Origin of the sequence: Neobacillus sp. FSL H8-0543 (assembly GCF_038592905.1) — a bacterium.
Taxonomy (GTDB): Bacteria; Bacillota; Bacilli; order Bacillales; family Cytobacillaceae; genus Neobacillus.
In genome coordinates this window covers 3,649,873-3,667,722 of record NZ_CP151943.1, presented here as the reverse complement: position 1 = coordinate 3,667,722, position 17,850 = coordinate 3,649,873, and the positions used below count along the sequence as shown (strand labels likewise).

The window sequence follows — 17,850 nt, the reverse complement described above, 5'->3', positions numbered from 1 at the left end:
TCAAAAAGGCTTCCCAAACAATTGGGAAGCCTCTTCTTATTTGTCTTTTACCTTCAGAAGTCGTAAAGCGTTTAATGTAACTATAAGAGTAGCACCCATATCAGCGAAAATAGCAATCCAAAGTGTTAACCAACCTGGAATTACTAATAATAAAGCCACGAGTTTAATCCCTAAAGAAAAAGTGATATTTTGCTTTATTATATTTAAGGCTTTTCTGCTAAGTTTTAAAGTAAATGGCAGCTTCCCTAAGTCATCAGCCATTAAAGCGATATCAGCTGTTTCAAGAGCAGTATCTGTTCCCGCTCCTCCCATAGCAATCCCAACTGTAGATGCTGCTAATGCTGGTGCATCATTCACACCATCCCCGACCATTGCCACTCGGTCATATTTACCTCTTAGTTCTTTTATAAAGGCCAATTTATCTTGCGGAAGCAAATCGGCTTGTATGTCTGAAACCCCCGCCTGTTTTCCGATTGCTTCAGCGGTTCCTTTATTGTCTCCTGTTAACATGATCGTCTTTTGAATACCTAAGGAGTGAAGGTCTTTAATTACCTGGTGACTGTTGTCCCTCATTTCATCAGCAACTGCTAGCAAGGCTAACACTTCTTTTGAGGTACCAGCAACCATAACCGTTTTCCCTTGATTTTGCAATTCATGAATTTGGGCTTTTAGGTCGTTCCCAATTTCATCGGAGAGGATTTCATCAAATAAATTAGGACTTCCAACATAATACACCTTTTCATTGACTCTGCCTTTAATCCCTTTACCTGTAATAGAAGAAAATCCTTCAATCGTAAGATTTTTATAAGGTAATTTTTCCTCATCTGCCTTCTTCATTATAGCGGAAGCTAACGGATGCTGAGAGCCATTTTCCAAAGCAGCAATAATTGTTAGAAGTTCATTTGAATCAGTATTTGGTTGTGGAAGGTAATTAGTTACAACTGGAACTCCCCTAGTTAATGTTCCTGTTTTATCAAAGGCAATGGCTTTAATCGCACCCATCTCTTCTAGATGAATTCCGCCTTTGATTAAGACACCATTTTTTGCTGCATTACCGATGGCCGTTACAATCGCAATTGGAGTTGAAATAACAAGTGCACAAGGACATCCAACCACAAGGACAGCTAAGCCTTGGTAAATCCAAGTGTTCCAATCTGCCGCAAACAACAGCGGTGGTACCACAGCCACTCCTAGTGCAATGAGCATGATAATTGGCGTGTAATACTTAGCAAAGCGATCCACAAATGCCTGTGAAGGTGCACGCTCTGCTTGAGCTTCCTCGACTAAATGAATAATCTTCGCAATCGTAGTATCATCTACATGTTTGGTCACTTTTACTTCCAGAAGTCCTTCTTCATTTAAGGTTCCTGCGAATACTTCATCATCAATCGCTTTTGAAACAGGTACAGATTCTCCCGTAATAGTAGCTTGATTAACGGACGATAATCCCTTTATTACGATTCCGTCCATGGCAATTTTTTGTCCAGGTTTTACGATTAATATATCCCCTATTCGAACATCGTCCACATCTACTGTGAACTCTTTATTTCCACGCCGTATTAAAGCTTCTTTCGGGGCAATATCCATTAAGGAACGAATAGATCTTCTAGCCTTATCCATCGAGTACGATTCTAGAACCTCACTAATAGCAAACAGGATGACAACCGTTGCTCCCTCTCCCCACTCACCAATTATTGCTGCTCCAATAACAGCAATTGTCATCAACGTTCTCATATCAAACTCTAGACGCAATAAGTTCTTCAACCCTGTGGTAAAAAGACGATAACCACCAACTAGTATAGAAGTTCCATACCCTAAGATTGAAGATATACTCTCTTCGCCGTTCATTTGTCCTGATACCCATCCGATAAGCAAGAAAACCAATGAAACAACGACTGTTGAGTATTTTTGTAAAAATGGTTCTTTTTTCTCTTCAAACCTTTGTTTTTCAGGAATGACTTTTATATTTTCAAAAGCACCAGCTTTTTCTAGATCTTCGATTGTTGTTTCACCATAAACCGTAAGTTTTGAAGCACCAAAATTAACACTTGCATTAGAAACACCATCCAGGTGTTTTACGTTCTTTTCGAACTTTGTCGCACAGCCTGCTCAGGTGAATCCCTGTACTCGATAAACGGTCATTTCATTTGATTTCTCTAAAGCGTCACTCATGAACTGCCACCTCCTTTTGATGAGTAAAAGCAATTTGTATTAGTTGTCTTACATGATCATCATCTAAAGAATAAAAAACTAATTTGCCTTCTTTACGATATTTTGCTAAGCCTAAATTGCGGAGAAGACGTAAGTGGTGAGACGCTGTTGCCGTGGTACACCCTACAATATTAGCTACATCGCATACACACAACTCCTCTTCCTCACTTAATGAGTAGGCAATTTTAATTCTAGTGTCATCGGATAATGCTTTAAATATTTGTGATACAGCCAATGTATTTTGCTTGGATACTGATCCTTTAACCCGTTTTACTTTTTCTTCATCTACGCAGGTTACTTCACATATATCATCATGTTTCAAAAGTTACCACTCCTTAATCAAACATCCATTTGATTATTAGTATATGTGGTATTTTTCCAACGGTCAAACGATTATTTGAATGTTTTATTAAAAAATTATGAATTGGTTATTGACAAAAATCATGTCCTTAACATAGAGTATTGACTAAGACAAATAAAGTTGCGCGAAGGAAACTTTTTAGGAGGAGGTAAAAGCATGTCAGACAAGAAAATTTCTCGGCGGGATATTTTAAAAATTGGAACGACTGGAGCATTAGGGATAGCTGGAAGTATTTATTTAAATAAAGTTGCTCCTTTTACAAATGTGACTCATGCAGTGAATCATCCATCAAGTCACAATAATCATTCTGTAAATCACACCACTATGCTTGATTCTGAAAAAACAGAAGGTTATAGAATGGCTGAACGCCTTTTAACTGAGTTTGATTATGGAAAAGTAACGAAACTTTCAGATGGTCGGACTGTACGTGAATATGAAGTTGTAGCGATTGACAAGGAAATTGAAATTGCAAAAGGAATTAAGTTTCCTGGATGGACCTATAATGGAACGATTCCAGGACCAACATTCCGCTGTACCGAAGGAGATCTTTTACGTTTTCATTTTATAAACGGTGGGAGTCATCCACACTCTATTCATTTTCATGGTATTCACCCACCTGAAATGGATGGATTAGACCCAATCGCTCCAGGTCAATCATTTACCTATGAGTTTGAAGCAATCCCATATGGCTTACAAATTTACCATTGCCATGTTTTACCTTTAGCTCGACATATTCATAAAGGGTTATATGGAAACTTTATTATTGATCCAAAAACGCCAAGGGAACCAGCATTAGAAATAAATATGGTCATGAATGCGTATGACTTAGATTTAGACGGTGCTAACGAATTTTATACGGTGAATGGTTATGCTTTTGCCTTTATGAATCATCCTATTAAAGTCAAGAAAGATGAGCTTGTCCGCATCTATTTGAGTAATTTAACCGAATTTGACTTACTAAACTCATTCCATTTACATGCAAACTATTTCACTTATTTTCCAACGGGTAGAAATGACAATCCATCTCAATTTACAGACACCATCATGCAATGTCAGGGCGAACGTGGGATTATTGAAGTTCGTTTTCCATACAAGGGAAAATACATGTTTCACGCTCATGTTAGCGAATTTGCCGAACTAGGATGGATGGGATTCTTTGAAGCTGAGTAGAGAGGAGTGTAAACGATGAAATCAAAATGGCTGATTACTGGGCTTATTCCACTTGTACTATTAATTCTGGTATTAGGGTGGGTGTTTAAAAATGGGGCTGGTGTAGAAAGAGATCCTGCTGCTCCAATAGAAGTTCTAAATGTTGAACAAATAAAAATAGTCCCCTCAGGGTTTGAGTTAGATGTCAGTAATACTGGTCCAGAGACTTTAACCATTTCTCAAGTGATTGTTGATGATTCTATCTGGACTTTTTCAATGACCCCAGATTCCACACTTAAAAGGTTTGATGATGCCAAGGTAACCATTCATTATCCATGGGTTGAAGGCGACCCCCATACCATTTTATTAATCTCTGAAAATGGGATTATTACAGAAGCAACAATTGATGCAGCAACCTTAACTCCTGAATTTTCTTGGGATAATGTGTTGAATTACGGATTTATTGGGTTTTATGTAGGCATTGTTCCCATTACATTAGGTTTATTATGGTATCCATTTATGAAGCGTATGAAGAAAAGTTGGATTAATGCCATCCTTGCACTTACTGTTGGTCTCCTACTATTCTTATTTTTTGGGACGTTATTTGATGGATTTGAAATTGGAGCCGAAGCACCATCTGTATTCCAAGGAAACATGGTAGTAGTTATTAGCACCGTCCTCTCTTTTCTCCTATTGATTGGATTTGACCAGTACCAACAAAAAAGGCAAAAACGAAATGGGTACTCACCAATAGGAATTGCATTATTGATGGCAACAGGGATTGGACTTCATAATTTTGGTGAAGGATTGGCGATTGGTTCCTCTTTTGCACTTGGTGAAGCCGCATTAGGTACGTTTTTAATAATCGGTTTTACTCTTCATAATATTACAGAGGGGATAGGGATTGCTGCCCCATTATTAAATACTAAGCCAAAAATCAGCCAATTTGTGTTATTAGGTACGATTGCAGGCGCACCTGCTATTTTTGGAACTTGGTTCGGAGGATTTATCTTCTCACCTATTTGGGGTGCAGTATTTTTAGGTATTGGTGCAGGTGCAATATTGCAGGTAATCTTCGTTATCTCCAAAATGCTAATGGACGATCACAAAAAGAATAATGAACCTTTCGTTTCATGGATGAATTTCGCGGGATTTACAATAGGAATATTAATCATGTACTTTACAGCATTTTTTGTTAAATTTTAAGCTCTAATCAATGCCAAATTAATAAAAAAAGGACTCTATTGGCACATATGAACACATTTCATTTTGGCTATTCTGCAAAAATAAATAAATGAAAGCGTGAATGGTAATGAGCTTTGAAAAAAAAAGTAAGTTTGGTAAATGGATGGATGAACAAAAAGGCGTTAATATATTTGAGTTAGAAAGAGTATCGAATCTAAGTAAAAGTACGATCTTAACATTATGTTACAATCAGGACTATCGTCCTAGATTTTCCACAATAATTAAGATTAATCAAGGATTAAAAAAACTTGGTAAGGAAATTGATATTAACGGATTTTTTTCCTGAATCTATAGTGATTCAAAGAGGAATTATAAAAAATATTCTAGGAGGGAAACTATGCTTCAAAATATCGGAATACCAGGTTTAATATTAATTGTAATGCTCGCCCTTATTATTTTTGGTCCTTCCAAGTTACCAGAAATCGGAAGAGCATTTGGCTCAACACTAAGAGAATTTAAACAATCAACAAAAGGAATAATGGATGATAGCCACGATGGTGAAAAAGAAAAATAAATAAAACGATCATTCAAGGTGGCTCATCGGTTTAAGACGAAGAGCCACCCTTTTTATGTTTTCGCTCATGATAGATGGATTCCTTCCAAATGTGAAAGTAGCGATATAGTGAAATATTCAAAAATATTCCAAAAAAAAAAGGAGTTGCATAGTGCACCTCTTCGTCATCCATTTAACTAAGTACCTAACTACATTGTTTCGAACTTTCTAAAGGAAGTACAAACAAATATGACACAAAAATAGTTTTTCTTTTTCAGAGAAACTCTTTTTTCTCTTCACTAAAGTTAGATTCGAATATTACTTCCAAAAATTGAAATCCTATATCTATGGAGGTGATTTATATGAAAAAGATGATTTATGGTGTAGTTTGTGTTGTCTTTCTTAGCTTTTTGTCAGCTTGTGGAGGCGGAGCTGATGAAGCAGAACAAGAAAATGCCACTACTGAGGAACAGGCTGGTGATGAGCAAAAGCAAACTACTGATGTAGCTGAAGGAGAAGCCCTATATAAGCAAAGCTGTTCTTCATGCCATGGTGGAGATTTAGTTAGTGGCGGCGCCCCAGATTTGAATAAGGTTGGTTCTACGTATTCAAAAGATGAAATTTTAGGAATTATTGAAAATGGAAAAGGCAATATGCCTGCGGGAATTCTTACAGGAGATGATGCTGCAGCTGTTGCTTCATGGCTTGCTGAGAAAAAATAAGAATGAAGTTAAGAACCAGAAGAGGTGATTACCGCTCTGGTTTTTTATATTAGGAATCCTTTAAAGCAACTTAATTGAAAGGAAATTAATATTGCATTACAATTTAAAATAAAAATTTTAGTAAGGAGTACAACATGAAAGCAAGTGGGGAGAGCAAATTGAAAATACAATTAAAGAGATTAAAAATGAATATAATAAACTAAAGTAGAAAAAATTTCCGGAAAATAATAGGTGTTTCAAAGGCATAGCCTTTGGGGAACTTTATCCTACTCAACAACTAAGCATAAAAAAACGCTGAGATTTCAGCGTTTTTTGTACTAATAGCTGCCTTTATTTTATAAATACTTCCGATGAACGCTTTTACCATCGTACGTAAACAGCATTCTTCTTTCTTCGATTAGCGTTTCGATATGAACAGGTCTTCCCCATAGTTGTTGGACATATGGCAGAACCTTTTCAAGGTATTTAACATCTAATTCTACATCCTCATACCAGTGCTTTAAGTAGAGTTCACCATTTTTCAGGTAGTCACCGTCATTGACGGTAATGTATGGGAAGCCTCCATTTACCCGCATATTAACTAATTGATCTCGAACCTGCTTCCATTGTTTGTCGACAATTTTATAATCCCGGCCTTGTTTTTGGAAAAGATACATGTCCTCGCGCATGACAAGATCCTTATTTAAATAATTTCGCAGGAACGAAATATCCGACTCCACTTCTCGAACCTCAAACATTTTCTCACGGCCAGAACCAGGAATCACCCCTCTTTGTACCATTTCATCCGTTGGGTTGTTGTAACGTTCCTCAATATCCTCAAATATTTTGATGCCAAGGTAATAAGGATTAATACCTGTTTTAGACGGCTGCACAACTCCTGCATTTAATTTTGCAAACTCAATAGCCTCACCGCTAGTTAAATCCATTTCTCTTAATATCCGTTGATGCCAATACGAAGCCCAGCCTTCGTTCATGATTTTTGTTTCCAGTTGGGGCCAGAAATACAGCATCTCTTCACGCATCATTGTCAAAATATCACGTTGCCAATCAGCTAGTTCCCTACTGTAGGTTTCGATAAATAATAATAAGTCCTTTTCAGGTTGTGGAGGAAATTGCTTCTTCTTTGTTTGATTTGTGTCCCTCTTCTCTTTCTCATCTAGCTTCCACAAATCATCATAAGGAGTAATTATCTTCTGTTCACTATCCTCTTCGTCATCTCCGATGGACCAGGCAAGCTTTGGTCTCATAAGTGAAGGATCAATATGCTCATCAATTGCCAAAACCGCGTCAAGGAAGGTTTCAACCTCTTTTTTTCCATATTGTATCTCATATTGATGGATTCGCTCCGCGGTTGCTGCCATACTTTCCACCATATCGCGCTTCGTATTTTGAAAGCGGATATTGTTCTTAAAAAAGTCACAATGTGCCAGTACGTGTGCCACAATCAGCTTATTTTGTATTAATGTGTTTGAATCCAATAGAAAGGCATAGCATGGGTTAGAGTTGATGACAAGTTCATAAATCTTACTAAGTCCCAGGTCATAATGGAGTTTCATTTTGTGAAATTGCTTACCAAAGCTCCAATGTGAAAATCTGGTTGGCATCCCGTAAGCTCCAAAGGTATAAATAATTTCTGCCGGGCATATTTCATAGCGCATTGGATAAAAATCTAAACCAAATCCACTGGCAATTTCAGTGATTTCACTAATGGCGTATTCGAGAGCTTTATGATCTTCTCCATTCATTAGTCATTCCCCCTTTTCCTCTTACCTCAATGTATGAAGGTAAGCCGGGAATGATGAAAAAAACAACAAGCCGTATTGGCTTATTGTTTTTGTGATTCCACCGTAATCGTTAGGAGTTTATTATTAGACAAATCATGATTTACTTTCACGATTACATCAATTTTTTTGCTTTTTTCTTGAACTTGAAAGCGAAAAGAATCCTCTACCTTTGTATCACTTATTTTTTTTCTACCTAAATATTGATAGTCGCGAACTTCTTCTCCCGGATAGTCTGCTACAATTACAGTCATCGCAATTTTTCCGTACTTTTCATAATCTGGTTTTTGCGCTTGTGTAAAGGTGCTAAAACTGAATAAAAATGATCCCAAAAGGATTATAGATATAAGATATTTTTTCATTTGATTACCCCCATTTATTAGTTGAATTTAGTTTTCCCTAACATCTTTTAGTTATGTTAATTTAGTTAAATATACAGTCCATATTGTCCACCTTTCAGAAACTGAGAAAACAATATTTTATACAGGAAAAAGTTGAAAATGGCGCCCTATATGAGTGACCAACATTTTCTGCGGAAGATATCTGCAAAACATCATAAAATAACTTCAACTCCTAATAAGGAGGAGAGATAAAATAAATGAAAAAAATGGATTATGATCGAGCGTTGTATTATACACATCGATCCGAGTGGGACAATTTATTAATATTAATGGTGCGAACGAAGGATCAATTTTTATCAAAAAGGATAGAGCAATTCCTGCATGCCTACAATTTTGAACATGATTACTCCGTCATTCAAAAAAATTTATATTCGCTGCTTAGGTACATCGACCATGCGAATGAAACACTTGACCCTGATAATGAGTTAACGATGTATAGTCTTCCTTAAAATTACAAGTGGATACATTTTTTTGTTGAGAATAGTTTTACCAACCGGACCAAGGAATTCCACCAAAAAAACACTCGAAGGACCCCCTTCGAGTGTTTTTTTAGGCAATCGGATATTGTTGTACAAGCGGATGAAGGACAATTTCATCAATAAGCATGTACTTAGGCGCTGAAGCCATATACACAACCGCATTGGCAATATCACTTACCTTTAGCCAGTCATGTTTTTCAGGTAAACCTTGAGTGGAGTCTGCAAAATACGTATCAACCATTCCAGGGTTGATCGTTCCTACGCGAATACCGTATTCACGAACTTCCTGCGCTACAGATCCTGAGAAGCCTTGCACAGCGTATTTAGTGGAAGTATATGCCGCTCCATTAGGTATCGTGTATTTGCCAACATCGGAGGAAATGGTAATAATCGTTCCTGACTTTCTTTCCTTCATATGCGGAAGGACAGCTTTTGTTGCTAGAAATACTCCTTGAACGTTTACTTCAAATACCTTTTTCCACTCCTCAACCGTTACTTCTTCTGTTAGTTTAAAAAATCCAACACCAGCATTATTAATGAGAAGATCCACCTGCCCAAATTCCTCTATAGTTTTCTTGACCACTTGTTGCATGTCTTCCTCTTTTGATACATCAGCTTGTATCGGAAGAACGTTCTGAAAACCTATTTGCTTTAGTTCTTCAGCCGTTTCGGAGATTTGTGCTGAACTGCCAACAATAGATATTTTCATTCCCTGTTCAGCAAGCTTTACTGCTATCTCTTTTCCTATTCCTCTAGATGCACCTGTTATAATTGCAATTTGTCCTTTTAGCATATTTAACACCCTTTCTTGATGACTTACTATGCTGGAGAAAATACTTACATTTCAGATACTTTTTTAATTTTATCATTAACAAGATCCATGAAATCTTTCTCAATTTCCTGTAATTTTCGCTTACTTTCATCAAGACTATCGCTATTGACTCCAAAATAAAATTTAACCTTCGGTTCCGTACCTGACGGTCTTAAACAAACCCAGGATCCATCTGTAAATGTATATTTTAATACATTCGATTTTGGTAAGTCGATTTTTTCTTCTCCCATTGCTGTTACACTAATACTTGTTAAGTAATCCTCAGAAGTCGAAATGGTTAAGGCTCCAAGGGTTGTTATTGGTTCTTGACGGAAAGAAGCTAAAATGCGCTGAATCATCTCTGCTCCATCCTTGCCTTTTAATGTTAGAGAGCGAAGACCTTCCTGATAGAAGCCATATTTTTTGAAAACCTGCATTAATCCTTCATAGAGAGACATTCCTTGTTTTTTGTAATAAGCACAAACTTCTGTTGCTAAAAGTGCAGCTTGAACGGCATCCTTATCACGGACAAAATCTCCGATTAAATAGCCATAACTTTCTTCATAGCCAAATAAAAAGGTATGTTCACCTGTTGTTTCATAATGGTTAATTTTTTCACCAATAAACTTAAAGCCCGTTAATACATCAATGGATTCTAATTGGTAGGCATCCGCAATTTTTCTGCCTATTTCTGAAGTAACAATTGTTTTAAGGACAACACCGTTTTGAGGAAGAGTTCCCTTGAGTTTCTTTTGTGAAAGTATGTAATCTAACAATAATGCTCCCGTTTGGTTTCCCGTGAGGACCACATACTCGCCCTGATTATCAAGAACAGCGATACCCAAACGGTCTGCATCAGGGTCGGTTGCAATTAATAAATCGGCACCAACTGCTTTTCCGTCTCTAATGGCAAGTTCGAAGGCTGCATGTTCCTCAGGATTTGGACTCTTTACTGTAGAAAACTCTGGGTCTGGAAGCTCTTGTTCTTTAACAGTTGTAACATTTCTATAGCCTAAGGCTGCTAAAGCCTGCCTTACAGGCTTATTCGCCGTTCCATGCAGCGGTGTAAATACTATTTTTAAGTCAGTTTCATCGGCAATAGAAGGATTCTCAGAAATTGACTTCAATTTTTCAATATAGGCTTGGTCAATTTCTTCTCCAATCGTCTGGATTAAACCAGCTTCTCTAAGGTTCTCTTCACTGTCAGCTTCAACCAGCAATTCATTCTCAATTTCATTAACCTTTGAAATTACAATGTCTGCACTCTCGGGTATAAGCTGACCGCCATCAGGGCCATAAACCTTATAACCATTGTACTCTGGCGGATTATGACTAGCAGTAATCACGATGCCCGAGAATGCATTTAAATACCTTAGAGCAAAGGATAGTACTGGTGTTGGTCTCAATTCATTAAAAATGTATGTTCTAATACCTTTTGTTGCAAGTGTTCTGGCAGCTTCCATACAAAACTCAGGAGATTTATGCCTTGAATCATAAGCAATAACAACACCACGTTGTTTTGCTTCATTACCTTGTTCCTCTATGTAAGCGGCTAAACCAGCAGAAGCTTTCCGGACAGTGTAGATGTTCATACGATTCGTTCCAACACCAATTTCCCCTCGCATCCCGCCAGTGCCAAACTCTAAATTCTTATAAAATGCTTCTTCAAGAAGTTTTTCCTCGGATTTAATTTCTTCTAATTGCTTACTTAGCTCATCATTCAAACTAGAAAATTCCATCCATCGCTTTGCATTTGTCTTCCAGTCCATAAAATCTCCTCCTCTATCCATAACTATATACTATTGTTTCTATCCGAAGGTTTGTTACTCCTCCAAAAATCCATAACTATTCTAATGTATATTTTCATTTTGTTGGTATAAAAGGATTATAGCAAATAATGCTCATTACTTTCGGATTTTTCACAACAAAAAATGCCTGTAAATTTACAGACATTTTTTCATCTTACACTAGAAGTTCATTATCAGCCTTCGTATAAATACTGAGCATGCTGCATTTCAAATGCTTTGCCTCAATAAACTGTTGAAATTCAAAAGGAAAGGATAGACCAAATTCTTCTAGAAGCGTTACATTTTTATTGAAAAGTGCTGCATAATGGTCATATAGTGTCGGAGACTCTAGAATTGAAATCAATGTTTGCAGGCTTGCCATTACTTGAAAGGCATCCTTTAACGTATTGAAATCTTCTGTAAAATGCAATACTTTTAACTGTTCGAATTCATTTATTTCCTCATCGATAAAATAGAGGGGAAAGACCTTTGAATAAATATACCTCACAAGTACACAAATTTCTTCTTCCTGACTTGGGGTCGAGGCAAAAACAATTTTCAACTGTAACCCACCTTTGTGATAGCATTTATCTACCGTAATATATATCATAAGAATAGCATAAATGAGGGTGATTATTCGGTGGTAATAATAACCACGCTATTTTTCGATTCACTAAATAACTACAATGAAAGGAGCGACAATGCTAACAACAACGAGAAAGGGTAATTGGATGGAAATCATCATCCCTAAAAATTGGGAAGGCAAAACGATTGAGGAAATCTTTCGGAAGCACTGGGAGTCACCGCGAAAACTAACCCATTCTTTTCGAATGGAAGATAAAGTTTTAATCAATGGCAATCGAGCCAATTGGAATTTGCCTTTGGTTATTAAGGATAAGCTGCTAATAAAACTATTCGAAGAAGAAGAAACGGATATTATAGCCAACTTTCACGAAATTGAGGTCCTTTATGAGGATGACCATTTAATTGTCATAAATAAACCGCCTTTCATGAATACACATCCAAATGACAAAACGGACAACAACACATTATTAAATTCAGTTCTCTTCTACCTGCAGTCAAAGGGAGAAACAGGCAATATTCGCCATGTCCATCGATTAGACAGGGATACCACTGGGGCTATCCTTTTCGCCAAACATCAGCTAGCGGGAGCAATCCTAGACAGAATGCTGGAGAAACGTGAAATTAAAAGGACCTATATTGCCAAGGTTCATGGTCTGTTAAAAATAAAAAGAGGAACAATTAATGAACCGATTGGGCGTGATCGGCATCATCCAACAAAAAGGCGAGTTTCTCGTTCCGGTCAGGATGCAATTACACATTATCAAGTATTAAAGGAAGAAAAAAATACTTCTTATGTAGCTTGTTGGTTAGAAACAGGGAAAACCCATCAAATTCGTGTTCATTTAAGCTACTTAGGGCATTCCTTAATAGGTGATGTACTATATGGCGGGAAACCCCTCTGCAACAGACAAGCCCTTCATGCCGCAAAGTTGGAATTCATTCACCCTTTTACAGAAGAAAAAATCATTTGCTACGCACCATTAATTGATACTCCTGCAATATTTACTGGGATCGATGTTTATTCTATTTGATATAGAATCACCGGGCGAAAACCAGCCCGGTCCTTTTTTTGTTTAGAGGACATCCGAAATTGTGTCGGTTGGGATCAGGTTAAGCATCCGATCTGATAAAATAGACGGAAAAATTTCGCCTAATAAGCATTTATCATTAAAAATAGCTTAAACATACTAACATTAGTAGCACAAACCAAGGCCATGGTTTGTGCTACTATTTTTTTATAGTAGAAGTGAAGGAAGGTCGATCCGTCTATAGGACCATGTAAGAGTCCGTATTTAAACAGGCCAACTTCACACCCTTGTTTGAATCAGTTTAGTATGTTGGGTCTTAGAGATCGTGTATAAGAAAATGGAATCGATAAGGCACTGTGAAGACTTCTATGATTGGTTATAAAAGGAGAATATTTATATGAAACATGTCATCTCTCTTGATGTCAGTAAAGGGAAAAGTACCATTGCCATTTATGATGGCTATAGACAATGTGAATTTGAAGGGGAATTGTATCATACACGCATTGATTTTGAGCAGCTACACCTTCGTATTAAGGAAATAACGGCTCTTGATGGACAAGCCCCTGAAATCGTATTTGAGGCGACGGGTGTCTATTCAAAATCAGTTGAAAAGTTTCTACGGGATCACGGACATACATACTGTCGCATGAACCCGCTTGAAGCGAACCTACAAATGGCTTCAATGCGTCGAAACAAAACCGATATTAGCGATGCCCATGAGTTAGCGAAAACCCACTTTAAATTAGAACGTGAAACGACGTATGTGCAGAATGAATATTATGAACAGATGCGGGCGATTACTCGTTATTATGACGAGATTGAAGAAGAACTTATTCTTTTACGCAATCGTATGCATGCCATTTTACATCTTTCATTTCCAGAGTTGGAACGACTTATTACACCGAGTTCAGCGCTATTTTTAAATTTTGTGCAATTGTATCCACATCCAGCACTTTTATTAGCTCAGTCAAAGACAATTATTAAAAATCGTTTAAAAAGTAATACACGTAAAAATCTTTCACTAGAACGTGCAGAGAAAAAAGCCATCGTGTTATTAGAAGCTGCGAAAAATTCATATCCTGCCATTGAACCAACGGATATTCGTTGTAATCAAGTAGGCGATTATGCCCGACGTATTGCGGATTTAATGGAAAAGAAAGACCAGCTTGTGAAACAGATGGTTATGATGTCTGAAGGAAGAAAGGAATATACCGTATTACGCTCCTTTCCAGGGATTGGTGATACAACAGCATGCAGACTTATTGGCGAACTAGGTGATATTCGCCGATTTAAAAACGCGAAACAACTGAACGCTTACGTTGGCATCGATATTATGCGCTATCAATCTGGCAATACACAATACCGTGATCGTATTAATAAACGAGGAAATAAGAAGCTACGGAAGATTTTATTTTTTATGATTTGTACGATGCTTATGGCAAAAGGAAAACCTAATCATTTAGTAGACTATTATTACAAATTAAAAACGCAACCTCAGAGAAAGCCTCATAAGGTCGCGATTGTGGCGTGTATCAATAAGTTTCTGAAAGTGATGTTTCAGTTACTGACACACGGCATACTTTACGATTATGAGTCCGCACTACCAGCTCAGAAATCGTAGCCAAGTTTATATTCACTATAGCACACTGACCTTTCGAAAAAAAGAATATCGTGAGGTCTTTTCGTTATGGAAAAATTTAGATGTATTTGGGAGGGGTACCCCTCCCAAATACATCTAAATAAAAAAACATAAATGAATTAACTAAAATACACTTGACTAATCGTAAGAAATAGACGGAGAGATTCCGCCTATTGACTCCAAAGTTTCGAAAAACAGAGATTTTGCTTTGAATAACCGGAAAACCTTCCCTTATATACCCCGAAACGAGCTCCATTCCGCAATTAACCGGAATTTCTCCGCTTATTTTACTTTTGCTATTTACTCGATTAAGAACAAGACATCGTATATAAAATAGAAACGATAAGAATGATATTGTAAAAATAAAAGGAAATTTGATTGACAAAATTAAGGATTCTTTTAAACTAAAAATAGTTCTATCCTCAAATTCTTCTCTAAATATTCTTTGTTGTATTAGCTACTCCGCAAGTCTATATTTGCTTTTCATTCTACAATTGAGGCCACATTAAACAATTCTTTCACTCGCATTATTACTCATTAATTAAGAATCAGTCTGAAGTTCAAATGAATTAATAATGGAAACCATTTATCTGTTTCATCGAAATATATGCTATTAAATACCCTTGTTGTGGAAGTTTGCATTTGAAGATAATCTTTTGTATGTGTTTATTATTACACCAAAACAATATTTGATATAGGGAAAATATGAGGAGAAATGGAGGAGAGATGATATGGGATTTGAAGAAGAATACCAGCCTTTTATTAATGCTCACTTGCAGGCTAGAACTGGTGAACGGTTGCGTCGCTTACAAGAAGGTCACAAACATGCTGAAATATTGTTTTTGAAGCAAGTGTGGTGGCCATTATTTCACCATTTTCAGTATCTGCATCCAGAATATGAAGTCAATGATTTTAAGGATGGTAAGAGGTATTTGGATTTTGCTTATATTCGTCCCGCCATCCGGATTTGCCTTGAGATTGACGGCTACGGCCCTCACTTAAAGGATATCAGCAGATGGCAATTTTCTGACAGTCTGGAACGTCAAAACCAGTTGGTGATTGACGGTTGGACCGTAATCCGTTTTTCTTATGACCAAGTTAATGAGAAGCCTCGACGATGCCAACAAATTGTTCAGCAAGTCATTGGACGATGGCTGGGGGATGAACTGGACCAGACCACTCTGTCCTTAGTCGAAAAGGAAGTTCTTCGGCTAGCGATTCGAAAAGGAGTAGCCATATTCCCTATAGAAGTCGAAAAGTATTTGAAGTTAAGTGACAAGACGGTAAAGAAAGTACTTTCACAACTAGTCACTAAAAAGATGCTGTTTCCCGCATCTGGGACCGTGAGAGTCCGCTCTTATCGGTTGGGGGATCAGGTTAAGCATCCGATCTGATAAAATAGAAGGAAAAATTTCGCCTAATTAGCAATTACCATTAAAAATAGCTTAAATAGACGGAGAGATTCCGCCTATTGACTCGAAAAATTTAAAAAACAGTGATTTTCCTTTGCATAACCGGAAAACCTTCCCTTATATACCCCGAAACGAGCTCCATTCCGTAATTAACTGGAATTTCTCCGCTTATTTTACTTTTGCTGGTTACTTAATTAAGGATAGGACTTCTAATTAAATGAAAGTGGACGGTTTATGTATTGTTTACAAATAGGGAGCATTAATATTAGCATTCTTTTGACATACAAATAATCCAAGAGACCCTCATTTTGATGCATTTCGGGTGAACCGTTTCACAAGTACTGTGGTTTTATATTAATTGTATTCTTAATAAAGAAACTCGCCAGATATGAACTCCACCAAAATTGTTAGACAAAACTAACAATGGAGGTGCAGTTCAGTACTGGCGAGTTTTCCTTTTTATATACCAATTAGCATCTAATAACGGAACACTTTAGAAAACATTCGGGAGGCTATTTTTATTTGGCTCTTCTAAAAGATCTCATTACTAATGATAACAGGAAGACTAATACCACCGATCCGATAATTGCTGGGATAATTGCAAAATCAGCAACAATTGGACCCCAATCTCCTAAAATTAAGGTACCTAGCCACGCTCCTACAAAACCAGCAATAATATTACCAATAATACCTCCTGGTATATCTCTTCCAACAATAAGACCTGCTAACCAGCCAATAACTCCACCGATAATTAATGCCCAAATGAAATTCATTTAGAACACTCCTTTTTTCGATACTTCTTTCACCTATCCATAAGTCAGAAACTGATTATCAGAATACAATTTGTAATCAATTCTGGCCTATACCATTAACGTGTCCAGTTTGTAAATTTGCATTCTAAAAGGAGAGGAATTGTCATTATTAAATACATAAATTTATTTCCAAAGGAGACAGTAAAAAGGAATTTCAAATGATTTTAACACACTAAATTATTTTTTGAATATTCAATTGTTAAGTTTTTGTAAATTACGTTAAATTTTATACATTTACCTGTTTTTTTCAGATAGAATAATTTCCGTTACATAAACATTTTTTTAATGAAAATTTGGGGGTAAAAAGGCGTATGGCAAAAAAGACAGATAAATTCTCCGCATTACTAAGTAATATTTCAGCAAATGTAAAAGAAGGAGCAAATTACTTTGCAGAATATAAATTAAAAAATGTTAGTGATTTGAAAATCTTCTCAGAAAGAATGAAAGAGATTGAAACTACTGGTGACTCTTTTGTTCATGAAGTAATTAAACAGCTAAATGACGCATTTATTACGCCAATTGAACGTGAGGACATACTGCACCTTGCAATTAGTATGGATGATGTATTGGATGGACTTGAAGCAACTGCTGCATTATTTGAAATGTACTCCATAACGCAAGCTGATGATTTCATGCAACAATTTGTTGTAGCAATCCAAGCTAGTGTCCATGAAATTGATAAAGCAATCGAACTCTTATCTAATAAGAAATTACCTCAAATGAGAGAACATGCAATAAAAACTAAGGACTATGAATCACAATGCGATAACATATTACGTCAGTCGATTAAGCATTTATTTAGCGTTGAAAAGGACCCAATTAGAATTATTCAATATAAGGAGATCTACGAAAATCTTGAAGATATCGCGGACAGCTGTCAATCTGTAGCGAATACACTTGAAACAATTATCATGAAAAACGCGTAAGGAGCAAC

Annotated in this window: 17 protein-coding genes; 9 read left to right on the top strand and 8 right to left on the bottom strand. The window is 36.7% G+C overall.

Annotation, left to right across the window (positions count from 1 at the left end; genetic code table 11):
- Window positions 1-36 precede the first annotated feature (36 nt).
- Together NSS81_RS18305 and NSS81_RS18300 are read right to left on the bottom strand one after the other, a co-directional pair.
- Window positions 37-2,172: a heavy metal translocating P-type ATPase gene (locus NSS81_RS18305; protein ID WP_342430078.1), complete on the bottom strand. Its 2,136-nt coding sequence runs from the start codon at window positions 2,170-2,172 to the stop codon at window positions 37-39.
- Window positions 2,165-2,533, bottom strand: coding sequence for a metalloregulator ArsR/SmtB family transcription factor (locus tag NSS81_RS18300; protein WP_342430077.1), 369 nt, complete (start codon window positions 2,531-2,533; stop codon window positions 2,165-2,167). Before NSS81_RS18300 ends, NSS81_RS18305 begins: the two co-directional genes overlap by 8 nt.
- Before the next feature lie 195 nt (window positions 2,534-2,728).
- Between NSS81_RS18300 and NSS81_RS18295 the strand changes: the two genes are divergently transcribed.
- The 4 genes from NSS81_RS18295 to cccB all read left to right on the top strand — a co-directional run bounded on the left by NSS81_RS18295 (window position 2,729) and on the right by cccB (window position 6,181).
- Window positions 2,729-3,742: a multicopper oxidase domain-containing protein gene (locus NSS81_RS18295; protein ID WP_342430076.1), complete on the top strand. Its 1,014-nt coding sequence runs from the start codon at window positions 2,729-2,731 to the stop codon at window positions 3,740-3,742.
- 15 nt (window positions 3,743-3,757) lie between these two features.
- A complete protein-coding gene (locus NSS81_RS18290; protein ID WP_342430075.1) occupies window positions 3,758-4,927 on the top strand; it encodes a ZIP family metal transporter in 1,170 nt (389 codons plus the stop codon).
- Window positions 4,928-5,303: 376 nt separating this feature from the next.
- Window positions 5,304-5,480, top strand: a complete 177-nt coding sequence (locus NSS81_RS18285; protein ID WP_342430074.1) for a twin-arginine translocase TatA/TatE family subunit — start codon at window positions 5,304-5,306, stop codon at window positions 5,478-5,480.
- 341 nt (window positions 5,481-5,821) lie between these two features.
- Complete coding sequence (cccB, locus tag NSS81_RS18280; RefSeq protein ID WP_342430073.1) at window positions 5,822-6,181, top strand: cytochrome c551; 360 nt, start codon at window positions 5,822-5,824, stop codon at window positions 6,179-6,181.
- A gap of 335 nt (window positions 6,182-6,516) precedes the next feature.
- On the opposite strand, the gene NSS81_RS18275 is transcribed toward cccB, so the two are convergent.
- Together NSS81_RS18275 and NSS81_RS18270 are read right to left on the bottom strand one after the other, a co-directional pair.
- Window positions 6,517-7,926, bottom strand: coding sequence for a SpoVR family protein (locus NSS81_RS18275; protein ID WP_342430072.1), 1,410 nt, complete (start codon window positions 7,924-7,926; stop codon window positions 6,517-6,519).
- An 80-nt stretch (window positions 7,927-8,006) separates the two neighbouring features.
- The gene (locus NSS81_RS18270; protein WP_342430071.1) at window positions 8,007-8,324 is read right to left on the bottom strand and encodes a DUF3889 domain-containing protein; all 318 of its coding nucleotides are present in this window, start codon (window positions 8,322-8,324) and stop codon (window positions 8,007-8,009) included.
- A gap of 236 nt (window positions 8,325-8,560) precedes the next feature.
- Here NSS81_RS18270 and NSS81_RS18265 point away from each other — a divergent pair, with 236 nt between their 5' ends.
- Entirely contained in the window at window positions 8,561-8,812 is a 252-nt protein-coding gene (locus tag NSS81_RS18265) for a YhdB family protein (RefSeq protein ID WP_342430070.1), read from the top strand.
- 100 nt (window positions 8,813-8,912) lie between these two features.
- Here the strand turns inward: NSS81_RS18265 and NSS81_RS18260 are convergent, their stop codons facing one another.
- From NSS81_RS18260 to NSS81_RS18250, 3 genes are all read right to left on the bottom strand, one after another.
- Complete coding sequence (locus NSS81_RS18260; RefSeq protein WP_342430069.1) at window positions 8,913-9,635, bottom strand: SDR family oxidoreductase; 723 nt, start codon at window positions 9,633-9,635, stop codon at window positions 8,913-8,915.
- A 44-nt stretch (window positions 9,636-9,679) separates the two neighbouring features.
- Entirely contained in the window at window positions 9,680-11,422 is a 1,743-nt protein-coding gene (locus NSS81_RS18255) for a phospho-sugar mutase (RefSeq protein ID WP_342430068.1), read from the bottom strand.
- Between the two features lie 193 nt (window positions 11,423-11,615).
- On the bottom strand, window positions 11,616-12,002 hold the full coding sequence (locus NSS81_RS18250) for a YhcU family protein (protein WP_342430067.1): 387 nt from the start codon (window positions 12,000-12,002) through the stop codon (window positions 11,616-11,618).
- A gap of 139 nt (window positions 12,003-12,141) precedes the next feature.
- Between NSS81_RS18250 and NSS81_RS18245 the strand changes: the two genes are divergently transcribed.
- The 3 genes from NSS81_RS18245 to NSS81_RS18235 all read left to right on the top strand — a co-directional run bounded on the left by NSS81_RS18245 (window position 12,142) and on the right by NSS81_RS18235 (window position 16,086).
- Window positions 12,142-13,056 carry an RluA family pseudouridine synthase gene (locus NSS81_RS18245; protein ID WP_342430066.1) on the top strand — a complete coding sequence of 305 codons (915 nt, stop codon included), beginning with the start codon at window positions 12,142-12,144 and terminating at the stop codon, window positions 13,054-13,056.
- Window positions 13,057-13,450: 394 nt separating this feature from the next.
- On the top strand, window positions 13,451-14,674 hold the full coding sequence (locus NSS81_RS18240) for an IS110 family transposase (RefSeq protein WP_342430065.1): 1,224 nt from the start codon (window positions 13,451-13,453) through the stop codon (window positions 14,672-14,674).
- A gap of 749 nt (window positions 14,675-15,423) precedes the next feature.
- Window positions 15,424-16,086, top strand: a complete 663-nt coding sequence (locus NSS81_RS18235; protein ID WP_342430064.1) for a DNA-binding response regulator — start codon at window positions 15,424-15,426, stop codon at window positions 16,084-16,086.
- A 536-nt stretch (window positions 16,087-16,622) separates the two neighbouring features.
- Here the strand turns inward: NSS81_RS18235 and NSS81_RS18230 are convergent.
- Window positions 16,623-16,877: a GlsB/YeaQ/YmgE family stress response membrane protein gene (locus tag NSS81_RS18230; RefSeq protein WP_342430063.1), complete on the bottom strand. Its 255-nt coding sequence runs from the start codon at window positions 16,875-16,877 to the stop codon at window positions 16,623-16,625.
- A gap of 350 nt (window positions 16,878-17,227) precedes the next feature.
- On the opposite strand from NSS81_RS18230, the gene NSS81_RS18225 reads away from it, so the two are divergent.
- Window positions 17,228-17,842, top strand: a complete 615-nt coding sequence (locus tag NSS81_RS18225) for a DUF47 domain-containing protein (protein ID WP_342430062.1) — start codon at window positions 17,228-17,230, stop codon at window positions 17,840-17,842.
- Window positions 17,843-17,850: the final 8 nt, after the last annotated feature.

What these genes read in the sequence shown, in the direction of transcription:
- NSS81_RS18270 (WP_342430071.1), bottom strand. Translation starts at nt 8,324, where the DNA reads ATGAAAAAATATCTTATATCTATAATCCTTTTGGGATCATTTTTATTC.
- NSS81_RS18230 (WP_342430063.1), bottom strand. Translation starts at nt 16,877, where the DNA reads ATGAATTTCATTTGGGCATTAATTATCGGTGGAGTTATTGGCTGGTTA.
- NSS81_RS18235 (WP_342430064.1), top strand. Translation starts at nt 15,424, where the DNA reads ATGGGATTTGAAGAAGAATACCAGCCTTTTATTAATGCTCACTTGCAG.
- NSS81_RS18290 (WP_342430075.1), top strand. Translation starts at nt 3,758, where the DNA reads ATGAAATCAAAATGGCTGATTACTGGGCTTATTCCACTTGTACTATTA.
- NSS81_RS18285 (WP_342430074.1), top strand. Translation starts at nt 5,304, where the DNA reads ATGCTTCAAAATATCGGAATACCAGGTTTAATATTAATTGTAATGCTC.
- cccB (WP_342430073.1), top strand. Translation starts at nt 5,822, where the DNA reads ATGAAAAAGATGATTTATGGTGTAGTTTGTGTTGTCTTTCTTAGCTTT.
- NSS81_RS18225 (WP_342430062.1), top strand. Translation starts at nt 17,228, where the DNA reads ATGGCAAAAAAGACAGATAAATTCTCCGCATTACTAAGTAATATTTCA.
- NSS81_RS18265 (WP_342430070.1), top strand. Translation starts at nt 8,561, where the DNA reads ATGAAAAAAATGGATTATGATCGAGCGTTGTATTATACACATCGATCC.
- NSS81_RS18240 (WP_342430065.1), top strand. Translation starts at nt 13,451, where the DNA reads ATGAAACATGTCATCTCTCTTGATGTCAGTAAAGGGAAAAGTACCATT.
- NSS81_RS18260 (WP_342430069.1), bottom strand. Translation starts at nt 9,635, where the DNA reads ATGCTAAAAGGACAAATTGCAATTATAACAGGTGCATCTAGAGGAATA.
- NSS81_RS18275 (WP_342430072.1), bottom strand. Translation starts at nt 7,926, where the DNA reads ATGAATGGAGAAGATCATAAAGCTCTCGAATACGCCATTAGTGAAATC.
- NSS81_RS18255 (WP_342430068.1), bottom strand. Translation starts at nt 11,422, where the DNA reads ATGGACTGGAAGACAAATGCAAAGCGATGGATGGAATTTTCTAGTTTG.
- NSS81_RS18295 (WP_342430076.1), top strand. Translation starts at nt 2,729, where the DNA reads ATGTCAGACAAGAAAATTTCTCGGCGGGATATTTTAAAAATTGGAACG.
- NSS81_RS18245 (WP_342430066.1), top strand. Translation starts at nt 12,142, where the DNA reads ATGCTAACAACAACGAGAAAGGGTAATTGGATGGAAATCATCATCCCT.